Genomic DNA, 17,229 nt, shown 5'->3' on the forward strand with positions numbered 1-17,229 from the left:
GAGTCCTCCTAAATCGTTTCATTTTACTTCATCAATCACGATGTGTCATGTTCGATTTCCTTTTTTCAGGCATCAGACCGTTGTGTTTTGCGGTGTATCGGCTTTCCGTATTTGCTATAGCGTTGATTTGTATGATTTTTTGGCCGCATCCTTCTGCGGTGACTGTCACGGTAATTATGCCGACATCCTTGGGCCTTACAACCGCCAAAGCTTTCCCGTCGAAGGTTGTACGTTCGGTATCAAAGAAGTTTTCCGAAGACTTCGGGTCAGCACTTCCGAATCCTTGTAATACGCCTGAACCCTTCACCTGGACAGCAACTTTACGGTCGGCGGTGTTATATAGATTCCCTCTTCCGTCCACCAAACTGATCATCACAAACGACAGATCTCTATCGGACGCGGCGATTTCCATCCGGTCCGCCTCTACTTTCAACTGGACGTCACCCGTTGCCGAATGAAGCGTCATTCGTCTGGTTGCTTGACCCTCCGTATAGGCTACGGCTGCGATTTCCCCTGACTCGTAGACTACATCGAATTCTGCTTTATATCGGTGATCCTCGCCTGCAGGAGCTTTGCCTACCGATTTGCCGTTCACCAACAGCTCTACTTCATCCGCATCGGCATATACTTCCACCCGTATCGGTCTTCCTTCGTACCCGTTCCAAGACCAACTGGATACGGAATCGCTCCAACTCCACTTGGTAGGAATGGGCTGTTTGCCGTAATGCTTGGGGCGTTGAACCGCGATGTACGGATCCTTACGAAGGCCAAACACGATTTCGCGATAGTAAGATACCGGGCGCCGGTTGCCGATAATATCGATATCGCCGCACCAAGCCGTAAGCCAGGGGTATGATCCTAAAAAGCTCACTTCATCAGGATCATACTTGACCCTTCCGATTCCCACTTCACCTAGATAGTCCCAGCCCGTCCAGGTGAAATCACCAATGATGTGGCTGTTCACCAACACCTGCTTCCAATTTTTGTCGATCATTGAAGGAAAAGTCTCGCTTCCAACGATCACCCGATTCGGAAACAGCTCCCTGTCCATCTGATAACGTGCTTCTGCATAGTTATAACCTGCGATGTCAACGTAACCAAACGATTCTGCCGTTCGATGCGTGGCGAGATCGGATTTTATAATCGCTGCCTCTTCCTGACCCATGTTATTCATCATCGTATTGATGCCTTCATTATTAGCTGCCTGGTTCGCGCTTCTTATCTTTACGAGTTCATCCCAGACGGATATGATAAAGTTAATTGAGTTCGTCACAAAACGGGTACTATCAAGGGACCGGATCTTCTCCGCCAACTTATGACCCCATACGGAAGCAACCGGCCTCCCCGCTTCCGGAATTTCATTTCCGATACTATACATAATGACACAAGGGTGATTGTAATCCTTGTCTATCATCGCTTGGATATCTTTCTCCCACCAGACTGGAAAATGAAGCGCATAATCATGATCGACTTTGGTTGAGGTCCACATATCAAAGCTTTCGTCCATTACGAGCATGCCGAGGCGATCGCAAGCGTCCAGAAGCGACTTGCCCATCGGATGGTGCGCACTGCGCAATGCATTAAAGCCTGCCTGCTTCAGAATCTCAATACGCCGTTCTTCGGCTCGATCGATTGTGGCTGCTCCGAGCACGCCATTGTCGTGATGAATGCAGGCGCCGCGCAGCTTCACTACTTCGCCATTGATGCAGAGTCCTCTGTCTGGATCAAGTGTAAGCGAACGTATCCCGAAGGAATTCGTCTCTTCGTCCAGTTGTTCATCCTCCTTCATTACGCGAGTTCGGCATGTATATAAATGGGGCTGTTCCACGCTCCAAAGCTTGGGCTTCTGAACGTAAATGCGCTGACGCAATGCAGCCCTCTCCCCTGCAAAAGTGGTCAACGTTGTGGAATCGCTGCCAATGATGTTACCGTCGGTGTCGACGATTTCCGTACGAACATTGACCGTACGAGTGTGAAGTCCTTCGTTCTCCAAGACGGTCGCTACATGGACTACAGCGCGATCGGCATCGATATCAGGGGTGGAAATTTTGACGCCATCAAGAGCGATATGGACCAAATTACTTATGAGAAGTTTGGTATTGCGATAAATCCCTGCACCAGAGTACCAACGGGAATCTTTGTAATTCATTGAAATCACTTTAATTTCATTCTCTTCCCCGTATTTCAGAAAGCGGTCTGCTTTTATATAGAAATTCGAATATCCATTCGGTTGTTGTCCGGCAAAAGATCCATTCAAATACACCATAGCATTCATATATACGCCTTCAAACTCAATGGTTACTCTTTTATCTTTGTACTCTGCCGGCACAAAGAACATCTTTTTATACTCATATTCCCCTTCTGGGTAAAAGCCGATATTGAAATTGTTCTGACCGCTGTCTCCTTCTATAGGTTTCTTGCGGTTCCTTTCGATCATTGCATCATGAGGCAAGGTAACAGTCTTCGACGGAATCTTTGCAGTTGCTTTTTCTGAAAAAAAGCCGGTCTTCGAGCCAACCGTCCAATTTTCGTTAAAGGAAGTACGAATCATATCAACACTCCTTTTTCCGTTTTTTTTATCTTTTGTACCCAAAGTCAGAAATGGTATTCCATCTCTTTCGCAGTTCATGAGCTGCGAATTCGGGCTTTCTTTCACGAGTGAAAATCCCTTTCTTGTTTCCTTGCACCCGTCTGACACTCTGGCTTGTATTAAAATCAGCAAAGGCCCAAACATGTTCTCCTATAAAATTGTCGAATTCATCAAAAACCTCATGATTGATACGCAAGTACTCCACCTGAAACTCTTCAGTGAACATAACAGGATCAACTTCATGGAAGCCGGCAATGGTATCAGCACCAAATTCCGCCATTATGATTGGCTTTCCCGGACATCGCTTATTCCAGCCTTCTAATTCCTCTCGAAGATGAATTTTTGCAATTTCTAACTCACCAACATCGTAATACCATCCGTAATATCGGTTCAGAGCCAGAACGTCCACTAGATCTGCAATTTTGCAACTTTTAGGGGTGGATTTTATCATCGTCGCGATGGTAACCGGTCTTTTTTGGGGATCACAGTCTTTGGCCAACTCCACCAGCGGCTTGAAGTATTCGTATGCTCCTTCCTCCTCCGCCCCTGGTTCGTTTGCCACACACCACATAACTACACACGCATGATTCTTATCCCGTGCCACCAGCTCTCGAATGACCTCATGATGAGCCTCATGTGTCTTGATTCTCTCCCAAGTTGTGCTGCTATTCCCACTGTTTGTACCCGTGAATGCATTGAAGTTTAAGTTTAAGCCAACGGCCGGTGCTTCATCGATAACGACAAAACCTTCACGATCAGCCAGACGCATGAGTTCCTCGGAGTATGGATAATGTGATGTCCGAAAAGAGTTGGCACCCATCCACTTCATTAAAAGAAGGTCCATAACATTTACCGATTCGTTGAACCCTCTTCCGTTAATGGGGGAATCCTCGTGTTTTCCGAATCCTTTAAAATAAAATGGCTTATTATTGATCAAGAATTTGCCGTCTTTGGTTTCTACAGTTCTTACACCGAAAGGCTGTTCATACACATCGACGACTTCTTCGCCCTTCAATAGTTCTACTTTTAAAGTGTAAAGAAAAGCATTCAACGGTTCCCACAACTTTACGTTCTGGACGCTCAACGTACCTTCCAAGCCAGCTTCTTGTGCCACAACAGAATCGGATTCGTCGATAATACTTACTCTCGCTTGGGCATCACCGACAATATCCAACTTGTATGTTACAATCCCAGAAAAGTTCGCATAGTCAGTAACGATTGTGATATCGTTTACATACGTTTGCGGAGTGGCATAAATCTTGACTGGCCGATGGATTCCCGAATAGTTAAAAAAATCGAAATGCGGGGTGTTTTGAATAATTTTCCCATGCCCATCGATTTCCTTTTCGGTATAGTGTCCAACAGGTATGGTGGAATGGTTTACAATATTGTTCACCGCTACTGTCAACCGGTTATGTCCATTTTGTAAAACCCGATTGATTTCGGCTTCGAACGGGGTGAACCCACCTTTGTGCTCCATAACCAGTTCCCCGTTCACATAAACTTTTGCTTCATGCGTAGCTGAGCCGAGCCGCAAGACAAGTCGCTGGGATCGAAGCAGACTGGGAACTACAAATTTCCTTTCATACCAAACCCAGCCAATATGGTTCCGGATATCAGATGTGACGCCTATATCGTTATAAGAGGAAGGCACCGCCATCGGTATGGTGTCAGTCAGTTTCCTTGAGTACCACTCATCAGCAAAGCCGTTTCCAGAGTCAAGTTTAAAATTCCAAATACTATTCAACTCCAGCATTACACGTGTTTCCGTTATAATAGGGTATAACATCCATTCGGCCCCTTTATGATATTTTTTAAGCATCATTTATCTTCGATTCTCGGACATGGAAATACTTTTCACCTGAACGGGCCCAATAAGCCCGCTTGGCTCCTGCTGCGCAAAGGACGACAAGAAGTCGCGCTGTTCTTTCACCAACGTATTCGTAACTTCAATGACAAGTTTATTTGTACCCTGCTTGATCAGGTTGTAGATCTCGAAGCGGTAAGGCGGACAGATGCGTACCCCCGCTTGCTCGCCGTTTAGCCATACTTCTGCCGTTTCATACACCTCGCCCAATTCCAGCAGAGCCCCGTTCGTGGATTCGTTCCACGCAAATTCCGTTTCATATCGGAAGGTGCCCACAAATCGAGGCAAGCCATCAGGTCCGCTCATATTCGTTAAAGCCGACAGTCTTCCCCACTCCTGAAAATGAGGATATTGCTCGGCTTCAGCGATGGATACGGTCCATTCACCTTTTAGCTCATATTCCGAACCCATCGCATGTTGAGGCAGCGGGACCGCATAACCTTCAGGTACAGCTCCATGCAGCAACACGATGGATTCATACGGATGAAGAACGAGCTGCACCGCTTTCGCACCGTCCTCCTCATTTGCATCCAGACGGGTCAAGCGATTCAGGAAGGCGTCATAGGCATATACATCGCCCTGGACAGGCAAAACAATCTTCGTACGAATCACTTGATGCGGGCTTTCGTTAAAGAACATGAACACATCCAAATCGTCATGGCTGTAGTGATAATTCCGAAGATACTGTGCGTATTTGCCGCTTCTAATATCGAAATGTCCGTCCCCAATAAGCTCCTGCGCCAGCTTATCTAAAGCGATCACCTTCACATTCCGATGCTCAGCAAGCCTTGACAGTTCAACAGACACGTCAATGCCCTCGCTTGATCGTACCGGCAGCCCTTCAACAAAGCGAACAGGCAATCCTAGTTCGGCACACTGGACCAAGCGCTGAACCATCGCCGCGGGAAGCGCTTCCGCATTGGGCACGATCAAGCACTCATAATCTTCGCGGTGGACATGCAGTTTCCCGCCCTTAACGGTGGCCGCTTCCAATAGAGCATCGATGGGCAGAACGTCGCAGTCGATCTGATGCTGCATCAATTCCTTCACCGGCTTATGGAAATACATCGCTTCTCCTGACCATTCGGCTTCAGCGTGATACACCACGGCCGCGGTTGCCACATGCCTTCCTTCCGAAATCAGATGACTGATCCGATTCATATATCGATTTAACTGCTTATAGTAGCGATACTGCGGATTTTTCCCACCCGCATACATGTGCGGCGGACAATCCGGGTCCGGAAATGCTTTTTGGGTAAAGGCATGCGGAACAAAATAGTTAACGCCGCGAACGAGCATATGGTCTGTGACCCACTTCATCAGTTTTAGCCCTTCCGTCCAGCCATACGCCCCATATACTTCGCACATCGTCCGACCTTGTTTCTTCGGATCGATGTGCCCGAGCGACACACCGAGTTTGGCGAGGCCATAGTGGAAGAATTCACTATCTGTCTCTCCCCCCGTTGGCTGGCGGAAAGACAATTCATCGAAGCCGGGAACGATCTGCCATAGCACGACATCAAGGCCCGACATGTCTTGCCCCCAGAGCGAGCGGAAGAAGTGTCCGGCACCGGGACCAAGCCTGGCATGAACATTGTTGTCTTCAAGAACATGCCCGATGTATTCTACCCCGCGAGCTCTGCACCAAGCTCCGATTTGGCCGCAGAAATTGTCCGCATAGAGCTTGCTAATGATATTCATATAGGTAAACCGTGCGATCTTCGACTGTTCTCCCGCATCCTGCCAAAGAAGATATAGGAGCTTACGAAATTCCATTCCTAACGACTGTTCAAGTAAAGCCGGCATCTCTCGGCTCCAGGGAAGCGGCACTCCCTGTTTTCCCGGTCGAGAATTGAAGTCAAAGGTTTTCTCATCATTGTAAAATCCAGGCTCATCTGAAAAAAAGCCGATAAATGTCTGTCCGAAATCCGCTTTGTACCGTTCGTAAAAAGCCTCGTATACCGTATCGAGCAAAATACGAACCGAATCCCGGTCAAGCGGGTTCAAATGATCTTTCTGCTCTTTACTGCCGCCATCCTTATTTTCTGAAATAATAAATACTCGCCAATACCCTTCAGGGATATCCCAATAGAGGATACCGTCATGCACAAGGTCAGTTATATCGACACAGTCATCAAGCAATGTTCCATCAGTTGGATTGCGGCGGACCGCGGTAACAGAAACCAGCTTATTTTTACTGCTCGCGTGTTGGGACTGCGAGATCGTTGGCCGAAGCCCGCACATCAGTAAGGTATCCAGCAACAGAGATGTTCCTTGGGCAGGACCGATCGTATCGATATAACGTTCCCCCAAAAACATGCGATGAAGCTCTGCCGGAGCCTCCTTTACTTTTCCTCCCGCATGTCCCGTTGGAAAATGATCGTCATCAAGAATCCATACCTTCATGCCTCGGTTTCGGGCTTCCTCCATAATAATGTCCATATCCTTCCACCATTTTGGTCCAAGAAAATCCGGATGTGGCCGAGATTCCACACAAATAGCCCCGATTCCGGCTTCATGAACACGAGCCACCTCTTCCCGAATCACCTGTTCTTCCTCGCCATGCTGCCAGAGAAAAGGAAGGATATAATTATGTTCCTGGCCCTCCAATACTTCCATTAATCGATTTCTCATAATTGCCCCCTGTTTCAGCTTAGTCTCAAGCATCAGATGTCGCGGTTTAGATAGAAATATCCGCCCGGCTTCAAACGGATGCCGGACGGGTCATCATGGTAATAACTTATTTCTTCACTTTTGAATACCAATCTCTGGCACGATTCGTAACCTCTTCACCACCGTATTGGTTCCACTTCTCGACGAATTCATCAAACTTACTGATCGGGTATTGCCCAAGAATAATCTTGGTGGCGTATTCCACATACAGCGTACGATTGTTAATATCCGGGTAGCCGTCATACACACTCGCCGGCATACCGTCGCCAGCAATGATCTTGGCATACTGTTGGGCTTCCTTCATATTTCGGGTGACCTGATCAATGGCCCACTTATTGCCTTCTGATGCAGTGCTCTCGAAGAGCTCGGTAGTAAAATCAAGTGTCGCTACACTCGAGGATGTATTAAGAATCATATTTTCCTGAGTGCTCTTGTCATCAGGTAGTTTGACAGCTTTACCGTCCTTCATCGTATAGTGCATTCCTTCCACGCCGAGGAACAAATCTTTCCAATTCTTTTTATCGTACATGTTGTTCAGCAGCTTCAGAGTGGCCATTAACTTCTCTTGATCTTTATTGTTCTTGACGACCCATTGAGGGGGGGCAAATCTCTTCCAGGTGTAGAAGCCCTTATAGCCTTCTACTTGTGGTACGGGGAGAACGGAAAATTCAGCCTTCACGCCCGTGTTTTTATTTAAGTTTTCTAAAATCAAATTCCCATGCTCGATCCAATGAAAATAGTTCCCTACTTTATCAGACTGAATTTTGCCATCCCACTTATCCTTTGTGTTTAACAGCGACTCCTTATCTATTAATCCTTCCTTGTACAACTCAGCCAAAAACTCCAAAGCTGCTTTCATATTCGGAGTTACCGCAGAATAAGTCAGCTGCCCGTCGTAAATATCCCATTCCGGATAGCCTTCGAACATGGCTACCCCGTACATGGCGAACAAATGATCCATCCAGCGGGCCTGCTCACGACCGCCTGTCGGAATCTCATCCTTTAGACCATTGCCATTAGGATCTTTGTCCCGGAATGCCTTCAGCACCTGTACATATTCGTCTTGGGTCTTCGGCATTGACAGCCCCAGCTTATCGAGCCAATCCTGGCGGATCATGCCGGCGTATCTTCCGTAGTCCACCATACCCGGAATATAATAGATCTTCCCTTGGCCGGTAGGGTCGTTCGCCTTGACCACATTCCACATATCCTGTGGAAAGGCTTCCCATACATTCGGTGCATATTTAGGCAACAGCTCAGTCAGATCGGCAATCGCACCGGTTTTAGCCAGACTGTCCTCAATGCCCTGCTGGGGTATGAATAGATCCGGCATTTCGTTAGCAGCGATCTTCAGGTTCAACTGATTCAGGTAGTTGGTGCCTCCATTCCATTCCACATAAGGATTGATGACACCTACGCCAAGCTTTTCCTTGTATAATTCATACAGCTTGCTGCCTTTCTCGACTGGTTTATAACCGATGTTCGTTCCCCACACTTCAATATCGACAACATTATCTCCGCTAGAGGTCTGATTCTGGTTCGTATCCGCTGGACCTTCGGAAGTGTTTTTGTTTCCGCTGCATCCCGTTGCTGCAGTAGCTGCAAGAATAATTGCGGCCAGGAGCAAGCCAGTCTTTTTAAGTTTCATACTTTTCCCCCTTGAACGTATTTAAGTTTAGAACGGTTTAATAAAAAACCGGTAAACTTCATCCTTTTACGGAGCCGATCATGGCTCCTTTGACGAAATATTTCTGCAAGAAAGGATATACCAAAATGATTGGTAGAATTGCGAAAATAACGGTTGCTGCTCTCAAGGTCCGCTCATTATAGTTGAGATTAGCCGTTGATGCGGCCCCCGCCATAATTACGTTATCGTCGGTGATGAACTGTCTAATCTTGATCTGCAGCGGGAACCAGTTCGTATCCTGCAGGAAAAAGAGAGGATGCTGGAACTGATTCCAGAGCACCACACCGTAGAATAAAGCAAGTGTTGCCAGTACAGCCTTGGATAACGGAAGCACGAATTGGAATAGCATTCGGAAATACCCGCAACCCTCAAGAAGGGCGGCTTCCTCCAAATCCTTGGAAAATTGCTTGAAGAAGGTTCTCATGATGATTAGATTGAACGGATTCAGAATATGCGGCACGATCAGAACCAGTGGATTATCATAAAGGCCGATACTGCGAACCGTCAGGAAATAAGGCACAATAGGCGCCTTGAAGATCATAGCGATCACAACCCCCACCATAATGACGGAACCCCAGCGGAACTCGGGCTTCGACAGTGGGTACGCGAACAAGGCGGTCATCAGAAGCGCCAATACCGTGCCGATCACCGTGGAGCCCAGCGTCAGGAAAAATGATTTCCATAAGTCGGGACGATCGATGATATACATCCATGAATCCAGCGTAAATTGCTTCGGCCATAATGTGACCAGGTTCATATCGACAGCACTTTTGGAGCTGAACGAGGTCGCGATCACGGACAGGAGCGGTATGATCGCTATTATGGAAAACAGGATGAGAAAGACTGTAATTCCCGTAACGAATACTTTTTCCCCTCTCGATTCAGGCATATCTACCAGAGCCCCCCATCATCGGATACTTTCTTCGACAGCCTATTGAACGTGTATACCATAATAAATCCAATCACCGATTGAAACAGCCCTACCGCCGTAGCAAAACTATACTGCGCCTGCTGAATGCCAGTTCGGAACACGTACGTATCCAGGATATCTCCTACGTTGTATGTCATCGGAGTGAGCAGATTGTACACCTGATCAAAGCCGAGATCCAAGAAATTTCCTATTTCCAGCAAGAACAGTACCATCACGGTAGGTAAGAGAATCGGGAACGTGATGTGGCGAATTTGCCTAAATCTCGATGCGCCGTCGATCATTGCTGATTCATAGAGCTGAGGATCAATCGCACTTATGGCAGCCATATACACCACGGTGCCCCATCCGGCATCCCTCCATATCGAAGCAAGCACGTAAATCGGCCGGAAGTATGCGCTTTCTTGCATGGCTAGCACCGACTCGTCTCCGAACCACCTGATAATAATGTTGAACAATCCGCTTAATGAAAAGAAATCGAAGAGAATACCTCCAACGATTACCCAAGACAAAAAATGCGGAATGTACAGAGCGGTCTGGATTCCTTTCTTCAGCGCCGATTTTCGAATCTCGTTGATCATCAGCGCCAGCAGTACCGGTACCGGGAAGATCAGTACGAGCTTGAGAGCTCCCAGCATCAGGGTGTTGCCGAACACTCGAGCGAAGTCAGGATGATCAATCAAGGACTTAAAATGCTTGAGGCCTACCCAGGGACTATCAGCGAACCCCTGGAACACAGAATAATCCTTGAAGGCGATTACAGCACCAGCCAGCGGAATGTATTTAAATACGATGAGAAAAACGATTCCCGGAATCGCCATCACGTACAGTGGCCAGTGCACCCTCATGCGGTGAAATGCAATAGCTTTCAATGTTGTTCCCCCCAGTGCATGTTTATTGAATCCGCTTACATTTATAATATATAGCCAGGATACTCTACGCTCAATCAGGCATTTTTAAGGATAACAAAGCCATTTTTAAGTCTAAGGTATAATTAAAAACCACTCCTTTGTGGAGTGGCTGAGTAAGCATCTTTACACGCTCGGTAGATTCTTCCGGTATTCTCTGGGTCTGCACCCTGTCAGCTTTTCGAACATCCGCGTAAAATGCTGTGGATCCGAGTACCCTACCTGCTGGCAGATTTCATATATTTTCAAATCGGTCCTCTCCAGCAGAGTTTTCGCTTTATCGATTCGGATCTGTATTAAGTAATTCAAATAGGTTTCCCCCGTCTTTTGTTTGAAAACCTGGCTCAAATAAAAAGGGCTTATATAAAATCGGGCAGCCAGATCTGCTAGGCTAATGGGTTCATTGTAATGCATCTGTACGTATTCCTTGATCTCTGTGATCATATCCTTCTTTTTGGGAATATTATGCTCCAGCTTGAATACAAGAATCCCTCGAATGACTTGAATCATCCATTCCTCCAGGTATTCCAGCGTTTGAAACCTTGAAATGCCCTCTAAAGACAAGATGTTCCGGCCCAGGAATTCGTTCTGCTGCAGTTGCTGAAAAGACATCTTTCGGATGCTTGATAAAAGAATGTGTAAGCATTTCAACTGGAGATCTGCCGGGCTCATGCTTGGTTCGGCTTCCATCCCTCGAAAAATCTCGCAGATGACATTCACGCATCCTATCTCGTCCATGTTCTCAAGAGCTGCTTCCAATTTGGCTATGACCTCTTCAGGTACGGTGTGACCCCTTCTAGTCATATTCATGATATCGGAAAATGGGATTACAGCGTGTGCTCCCTTGATGACTTTGTAACTTAGCGCATTTCTTCCTTCCTCAAAAGATTGGCTAATTCCCATTGCCTGCTCCTGCACCGTGCCGACTCCAACAGTAATAGACAGCTTCAATTCCCGATAGATCGTCTCCTTCAGACGATTCATGGTACGGACCAATGCGTCATAATCAATGATACTGCCATGGGCAATCACTACAGCAATCTGGGCTACCGAATATCGAAACCGATACACTTTCCGGTACTGTCCCAGAGCTATGTCTATCTGTCGGAATACTGGCTGAAAACCAAGTTCCTTCAGGAGATCCGTACTGCCATCGAATTCAAGCATGATGGACACAAACCTGACTGCCTCCATTGGAAATTGAGCGATTCGAAGCAACTCTCCCATAAGGTCTGATTGATCACTGCTAGTATCCAGGATGTCCCGCAATACATCTTCCTGGATACGGTTATACACCTCCTGCTTCAACTCGTCTACTTCCTGCAGTTTAGCCCTGTCCGCACGGACCAGCTCCATGACCTGGCAAACGCAGCTGCGCAGCTCCTCTTCCTCAACCGGCTTGTTGATATAAAATCGGGCTCCCAACTGCAAGCCTTTGCGGGCGTATTCAAATTCCGCATAACCGCTTAACAAAATGAATTCCGCTCGGCAATCCTCTTCCTTGAGCATACGAATCATAACCAGGCCATCAGCCTGAGGCATACGAATATCAGTAATGACAATGTCCGGTTGCTTTTTACGAATCAATTGATAACCTTCCAGGCCGTTGTATGCTACACCAACCACTTCGCATTCAGGGATAAAACGCTCGATGATGGTTTTAAGACCAGTGACAATCCCTTTCTCATCATCCACCAGAAATACCTTCATACTGATACCTCCCTTGTTGCTCTACTGTTCACAACGACTGTATCATGGGAATATGTATTTCTACCGTTGTACCGTTACCATCACTAGAAAGAAGCGACAGATAATACGAGTCACCATAGTGCAGCTTGATTCGCTCCGCAATATTCTTCAAACCGAGGCCTTTGCCTGCCAATTCCTTCCCATGCTCTAACTTGTATTTGTCAAAGTCAGCCTCATCCAATATAGCCCGTAATTCCGCCTGCTTTGATGGTGAGATTCCGCATCCGTCGTCCGTGATCCGGATCTTAATCCCTCCTTCCTCGGTCCATGTACCTTCGATAAGGATTTGCATTGTTTTGCTGTAGCCCTGAAAACCATGGTTAATGCTATTCTCAACGATTGGCTGAAAAACGAGCGGAATAATGCTACATTGCTGCATGGCCTCTGGAATGCGTACGTCCAGCTTGAAGCTGTTATCGAAGCGGATATTCTGAAGCTGCAGATAATTCTCTGTATACTCCAGCTCGTGCATAATCGAATGCTGTTTGCCTTCCTTCCCAAGCACCAAACGAAACATCCGCGCCAAGATCTTGATCATGCTTGCGATTTCATTCTCATCCTTCAATAATGCCTTCATTCGAATGGATTCTAATGTGTTATACAGCATATGCGGATTGATCTGATTTTGAAGTGCCATGAACTTGGCTTTTCGATGCTTGATTTCGGCTATATACACATCTTCGATCAAGGTTCGGATGGTCACGATCATGCTGTTATAGGTATGCACCAGATTTCCAATCTCGTCATTGGCTTGCTGGCTGCTCTCGATCGGCACATATTGCCCGTTCTCCGCCTGCTTCATGCTTCTGCGAAGTGCTTTGATCGGTTTTGTAATATGATAGCTGGCTCCCATCGAAATCGCAGTCATCACCAGCCATCCCGCAGAGATCGCTATAATCGTCACTTCTTTGACTTTACTGATCTTCAATAGCAACTTCTCGCGCGGTATCTGTGTCTTGATAACCAGTTGTCCTATTCGGGTGCTTCCGGAGAGAATAATCAGGTCTTTGCTGCTCGTATCCTTGGTATAATCGATGTCCGACTCCAGCACTTGCTTCCAGGTAACCCGGCCGCTGGCCGCATCGGAATGATAAATGGTTTCTCCCAATGCATTGCTGATGGTAACACTCATACCGTATTTATCCCGGGCCGACACAAAGTCTTGGTTTAATTCCAGGAGGTTAAACGGATCAAGATCGATAAGGATTACTCCCCTGAACGCTCCGTCTGAGCCGAGCAGCACTCTGCCGACAGTGATTAGAGCGCCGTCCCCCCGATCCTCATAATAAGAGCGGTCGTGCAATCCTGTAATAAAAAGTTTTTCGTTCGAGCCGCGCAGCCGCTTGTACCATTCTTGCGACAATAGTGAAGTTTCGTTTACCATGCTGGTGGTATTGGAATACTGGTAGACACTGTTGTCTTCGCCGATTAGCATCAGATTACCTATCTCCGGTCTCAGTATGGCTACCCTCATAAGCAGCCGCTGTATGGTCAATCGCTGGAGGGCCTGTTGGTCTATAGGCTGGCTCCGTGTGTCACCCAGTTTGTTAATGATGTCGTTATCAACAAGGACCGACTTGGTTACCCTATCATATTCTTCCATGAACTGATTCAAGGTGGTCTCAAGCTGCGAGGTGTATAAGGCAGCAAATTCTTGAGAGGAATCCTCCAATTCTGCAGCCGCTTGATGATATATGAATGCGCTTACAATTAAGAATGGAATGACACAAGCCACTAGATATCCCATCAACAGTTTATTTTGAAGCCTCATGTTCCTTAGCTTCGTCACTGCTCCGTGGAACGACTTATCATGCATCATCTTTGATCCTTCCTCTGCTAAGCGTCCTTTGTCCCATTGTACACGCTGCAACCTCCATTTGCACTAATCTCCTTAATAATCATAAAAATGACTGTGTTTAGCTTAAAAATAACATGTTGATCATTTGTTTTCCATTGCTTATATTTTACGAAAGGTGATATATTATCCTTTCTATATCTTTTTTTATAATTCTACAATTTTTGCAAGGGAGGTGAGAATAAGTACCAATGTACTTGATCATTTTAAAACAGATGTCGGTAGGATCGAACCATTTTGATGATTGTAGCAAGCGATAACAAAATACTGGTTATTTGGAGGCGAAATGGATGAAAAAAAGCTACTTTTTAGTCTTCACGGTGCTTAGTTTATTATTATCAATGGGAATACCAACTCAGGCTGCTTCCATCAGCTCTTCAGACAACAACAGTTCGGAAGCCAGAAACAATGGGATCGGAAGAGTGGAAATAAGCACTATTCCATTACCGGATGATGTGAAGGTGCTGGAAAGCAGTACTTACACGTACTCAGGGAAGGTCCTTATTATTTATAAAACAGAGAACGATATCCATACAGCCGATTTTTGGAACATAGGTGTTCTCAACGATAATGGAACGAATTTCAAGGTCATCTACTCTGGAGTCATCCCGACAAAACCAAAGTCGCCCGGGGTCCGGATTATGCCATTCCAGGATAATAAGCGGGTATTGCTGGGGGATTATGTCCTTGAATGTTCGCCTAACATCGACAATTCCTTAAGTACAACTTTAGTTCCCGTCGAATTTCCGTCGATATTAGTAAATGATCCAGATACGTTCAAACATTGGTCTGAAATCATCATAGCGCCTGACAATAAGCATATGAGCTGGACTATGCTCCGCTCGGATATTGGTGCTGCGGCAGCGATTGGTGTCTTGGAGCGTCATACGGATAACTATGTTCTCGAAAATGTGCAGCTTATTAGTACAATACACTCCCTTGAAAACGACCCGAATAACCCAGGCTTTTTCACTCCCAAGCCCTTGCGGGGCGGAGAAGTGAAGCAATTTGTCAAAGGGGGGAATGCCATATCCATTGTCGGGGGAATGTATTACAGTACACCGGATTCCATAGTACAGGATTTAGATTCTGCAAGTGTTACGCAGATCACTTATACTCCCGGATATAATGAAACAACGATCTTTTCCCCTGATGAACGATTGGGAATGACAATGACTACAAGATTCTCGGAAGATACGGATCCTGCCATTTTTGGACTCATGCCTAGACCCTACGGTATATATACCTCAACGGATATGATGTATTTGCTGTACACCTATGCCGTAACCGGGGTACGCAATTTCAGAGAGGGCAACGTTGGCCCGGCTTTGATCGACATTAACCGCTCTATTCACCAGGAAGGATATCAAGGCGTACAACTCACAACGGATGAGAATTGGGTTTATTACTCCCCTATGTCCTGGCACCCCGATGGTAAACGTGCTATGTGGCTTGAGGTGTTAAGAGGCAGCAATGGTTCTCAAATGCGGGTTCAGAAAGCAAAATTACTTGATTATAAGCCTAAAAAAACTGTACCGATTAAACCAACCACGGATAATATTCCGTACGGTATTAAAGATTTAAGCGTATTGGACTCTGTGTATGGGAATGTAGATGGGAAAATTGCTGGAAAAAATTCTGGATACCTTTATTACAAAAGAACAGGTTCATCATTGTTCTCAGGCCAATCGGAAGTTCAGTACGTAAACTTTAGCGATGATGGCGTGAATTTCTACAATGGATATGAGAAGACAAACTCTAGTTTTGCCAGTGAAAGCCGTTATGAAGCTAATGTTCAATTAACAGGTGACAAACAAGGTGAAATGAATTTTAGGGCAACCTTCTCCCCCATGACGGGACCTACGCCTGCTAGCCTGTTGTTTGATACAGATGTAGACGGCAAACCAAAAAGCTATGGTTATGCTACCTATAACGGAATCACTTTAAATATCAAAGATCTTTTAGAATAGTAGATGAATTTTGCATTTACACTGAGAAGCACCCCGGATGAAAATTCGGGGTGCAGGATTACAAACAAACACCTTTGTTCCAAACTATAATCAGGGCTTTTCTTGTTTTGGGAGCTATTCTTTCGTGGGGAAAATGGAGAAGACGTACGACGTGGACTTCATATAAGCAGTGAAAAAAGTACATCAACGAAAAAATGGAATAAAAACGGTAGCAAAGACACTCGGCACTAACAATAAGATGGTCCCATGATAAGTTGAACACTAACATAAATGAACTTAGTGTTTAGAAATCTCGGACGTTGACATACTGATCAATCAATATGACTTCAGCTTGTGTAGCCCGTTCCGCCGGTCAGCAATTGCTTCTCAAAATGTTGGCGTAAGTAATTAATGCGGTAGGTGTGATGGATCAATCCATATTTATCACTTGATCATACCGAAGCCTTTCTTATGGCGCTCAAGTGCAAAATGGAGATGGTCTGTCAAGGCCAAATAAACATTTTCACTGAGGTCTGCACCCAAAATATAACTAGCATGTGCTCGATAATATCCTTTGAAAGCTCCAGTTGTTCGGCTGGAATCTCACTTAGAAAATCGGCGAGCCTGCTATCAGCAAATTTTAGCTTATTGTAAATATCTTTCGATTATCATCTTCTATCACCCTTACTACGAATAATGACCAAAAAAGCCCGAGTTTACTAAAACATCATGAATCTCATGATATTTTAATAAATTCAGGCATTTTTGCGATTTGATATGGAATTAAGCCTTAACGTGTTTATCTCACAAACGGACTATTCCCCATACCACAAATGATAGTATGGTCAAACAGAATCCTGACATTGCTTCGGCATAATGAAGGTATCTATTTACCCTTCATAAATTCCATCATTTCACTTTGTTGCGAATTATTCCTGTTTAAGTAAACAAATGATAAATATATCCTTCGATTTGAGTGATCAATGCATGTGCGGATAGAAAGTAAAGCTCTCTCTTGTGAGC

At 45.7% G+C, this 17,229-nt stretch carries 9 protein-coding genes; 1 reads left to right on the forward strand and 8 read right to left on the reverse strand.

Annotation, left to right across the window (positions count from 1 at the left end; genetic code table 11):
- Nucleotides 1-31: 31 nt before the first annotated feature.
- The 8 genes from ACWXW9_RS21185 to ACWXW9_RS21220 all read right to left on the reverse strand — a co-directional run bounded on the left by ACWXW9_RS21185 (nt 32) and on the right by ACWXW9_RS21220 (nt 14,221).
- Nucleotides 32-2,551, reverse strand: a complete 2,520-nt coding sequence (locus ACWXW9_RS21185; protein ID WP_494931028.1) for a glycoside hydrolase family 2 TIM barrel-domain containing protein — start codon at nt 2,549-2,551, stop codon at nt 32-34.
- A 25-nt stretch (nt 2,552-2,576) separates the two neighbouring features.
- Complete coding sequence (gene uidA / locus ACWXW9_RS21190) at nt 2,577-4,379, reverse strand: beta-glucuronidase (protein ID WP_494931114.1); 1,803 nt, start codon at nt 4,377-4,379, stop codon at nt 2,577-2,579.
- 36 nt (nt 4,380-4,415) lie between these two features.
- Nucleotides 4,416-7,091 (reverse strand): glycosylhydrolase-like jelly roll fold domain-containing protein, encoded by a 2,676-nt coding sequence (locus ACWXW9_RS21195; protein WP_494931029.1) that lies wholly within the window; start codon nt 7,089-7,091, stop codon nt 4,416-4,418.
- 106 nt (nt 7,092-7,197) lie between these two features.
- The gene (locus ACWXW9_RS21200; protein ID WP_494931030.1) at nt 7,198-8,778 is read right to left on the reverse strand and encodes a type 2 periplasmic-binding domain-containing protein; all 1,581 of its coding nucleotides are present in this window, start codon (nt 8,776-8,778) and stop codon (nt 7,198-7,200) included.
- Nucleotides 8,779-8,836: 58 nt separating this feature from the next.
- Nucleotides 8,837-9,706, reverse strand: coding sequence for a carbohydrate ABC transporter permease (locus tag ACWXW9_RS21205; protein ID WP_494931031.1), 870 nt, complete (start codon nt 9,704-9,706; stop codon nt 8,837-8,839).
- A 2-nt stretch (nt 9,707-9,708) separates the two neighbouring features.
- Entirely contained in the window at nt 9,709-10,617 is a 909-nt protein-coding gene (locus tag ACWXW9_RS21210; RefSeq protein WP_494931032.1) for an ABC transporter permease, read from the reverse strand.
- A 162-nt stretch (nt 10,618-10,779) separates the two neighbouring features.
- On the reverse strand, nt 10,780-12,363 hold the full coding sequence (locus tag ACWXW9_RS21215; RefSeq protein WP_494931033.1) for a response regulator transcription factor: 1,584 nt from the start codon (nt 12,361-12,363) through the stop codon (nt 10,780-10,782).
- A gap of 28 nt (nt 12,364-12,391) precedes the next feature.
- The gene (locus tag ACWXW9_RS21220) at nt 12,392-14,221 is read right to left on the reverse strand and encodes a sensor histidine kinase (RefSeq protein ID WP_494931034.1); all 1,830 of its coding nucleotides are present in this window, start codon (nt 14,219-14,221) and stop codon (nt 12,392-12,394) included.
- Nucleotides 14,222-14,547: 326 nt separating this feature from the next.
- On the opposite strand from ACWXW9_RS21220, the gene ACWXW9_RS21225 reads away from it, so the two are divergent.
- A complete protein-coding gene (locus ACWXW9_RS21225; RefSeq protein WP_494931035.1) occupies nt 14,548-16,227 on the forward strand; it encodes a hypothetical protein in 1,680 nt (559 codons plus the stop codon).
- Nucleotides 16,228-17,229 lie beyond the last annotated feature (1,002 nt).

It is taken from the genome of Paenibacillus sp. LT-B23, assembly GCF_059417685.1.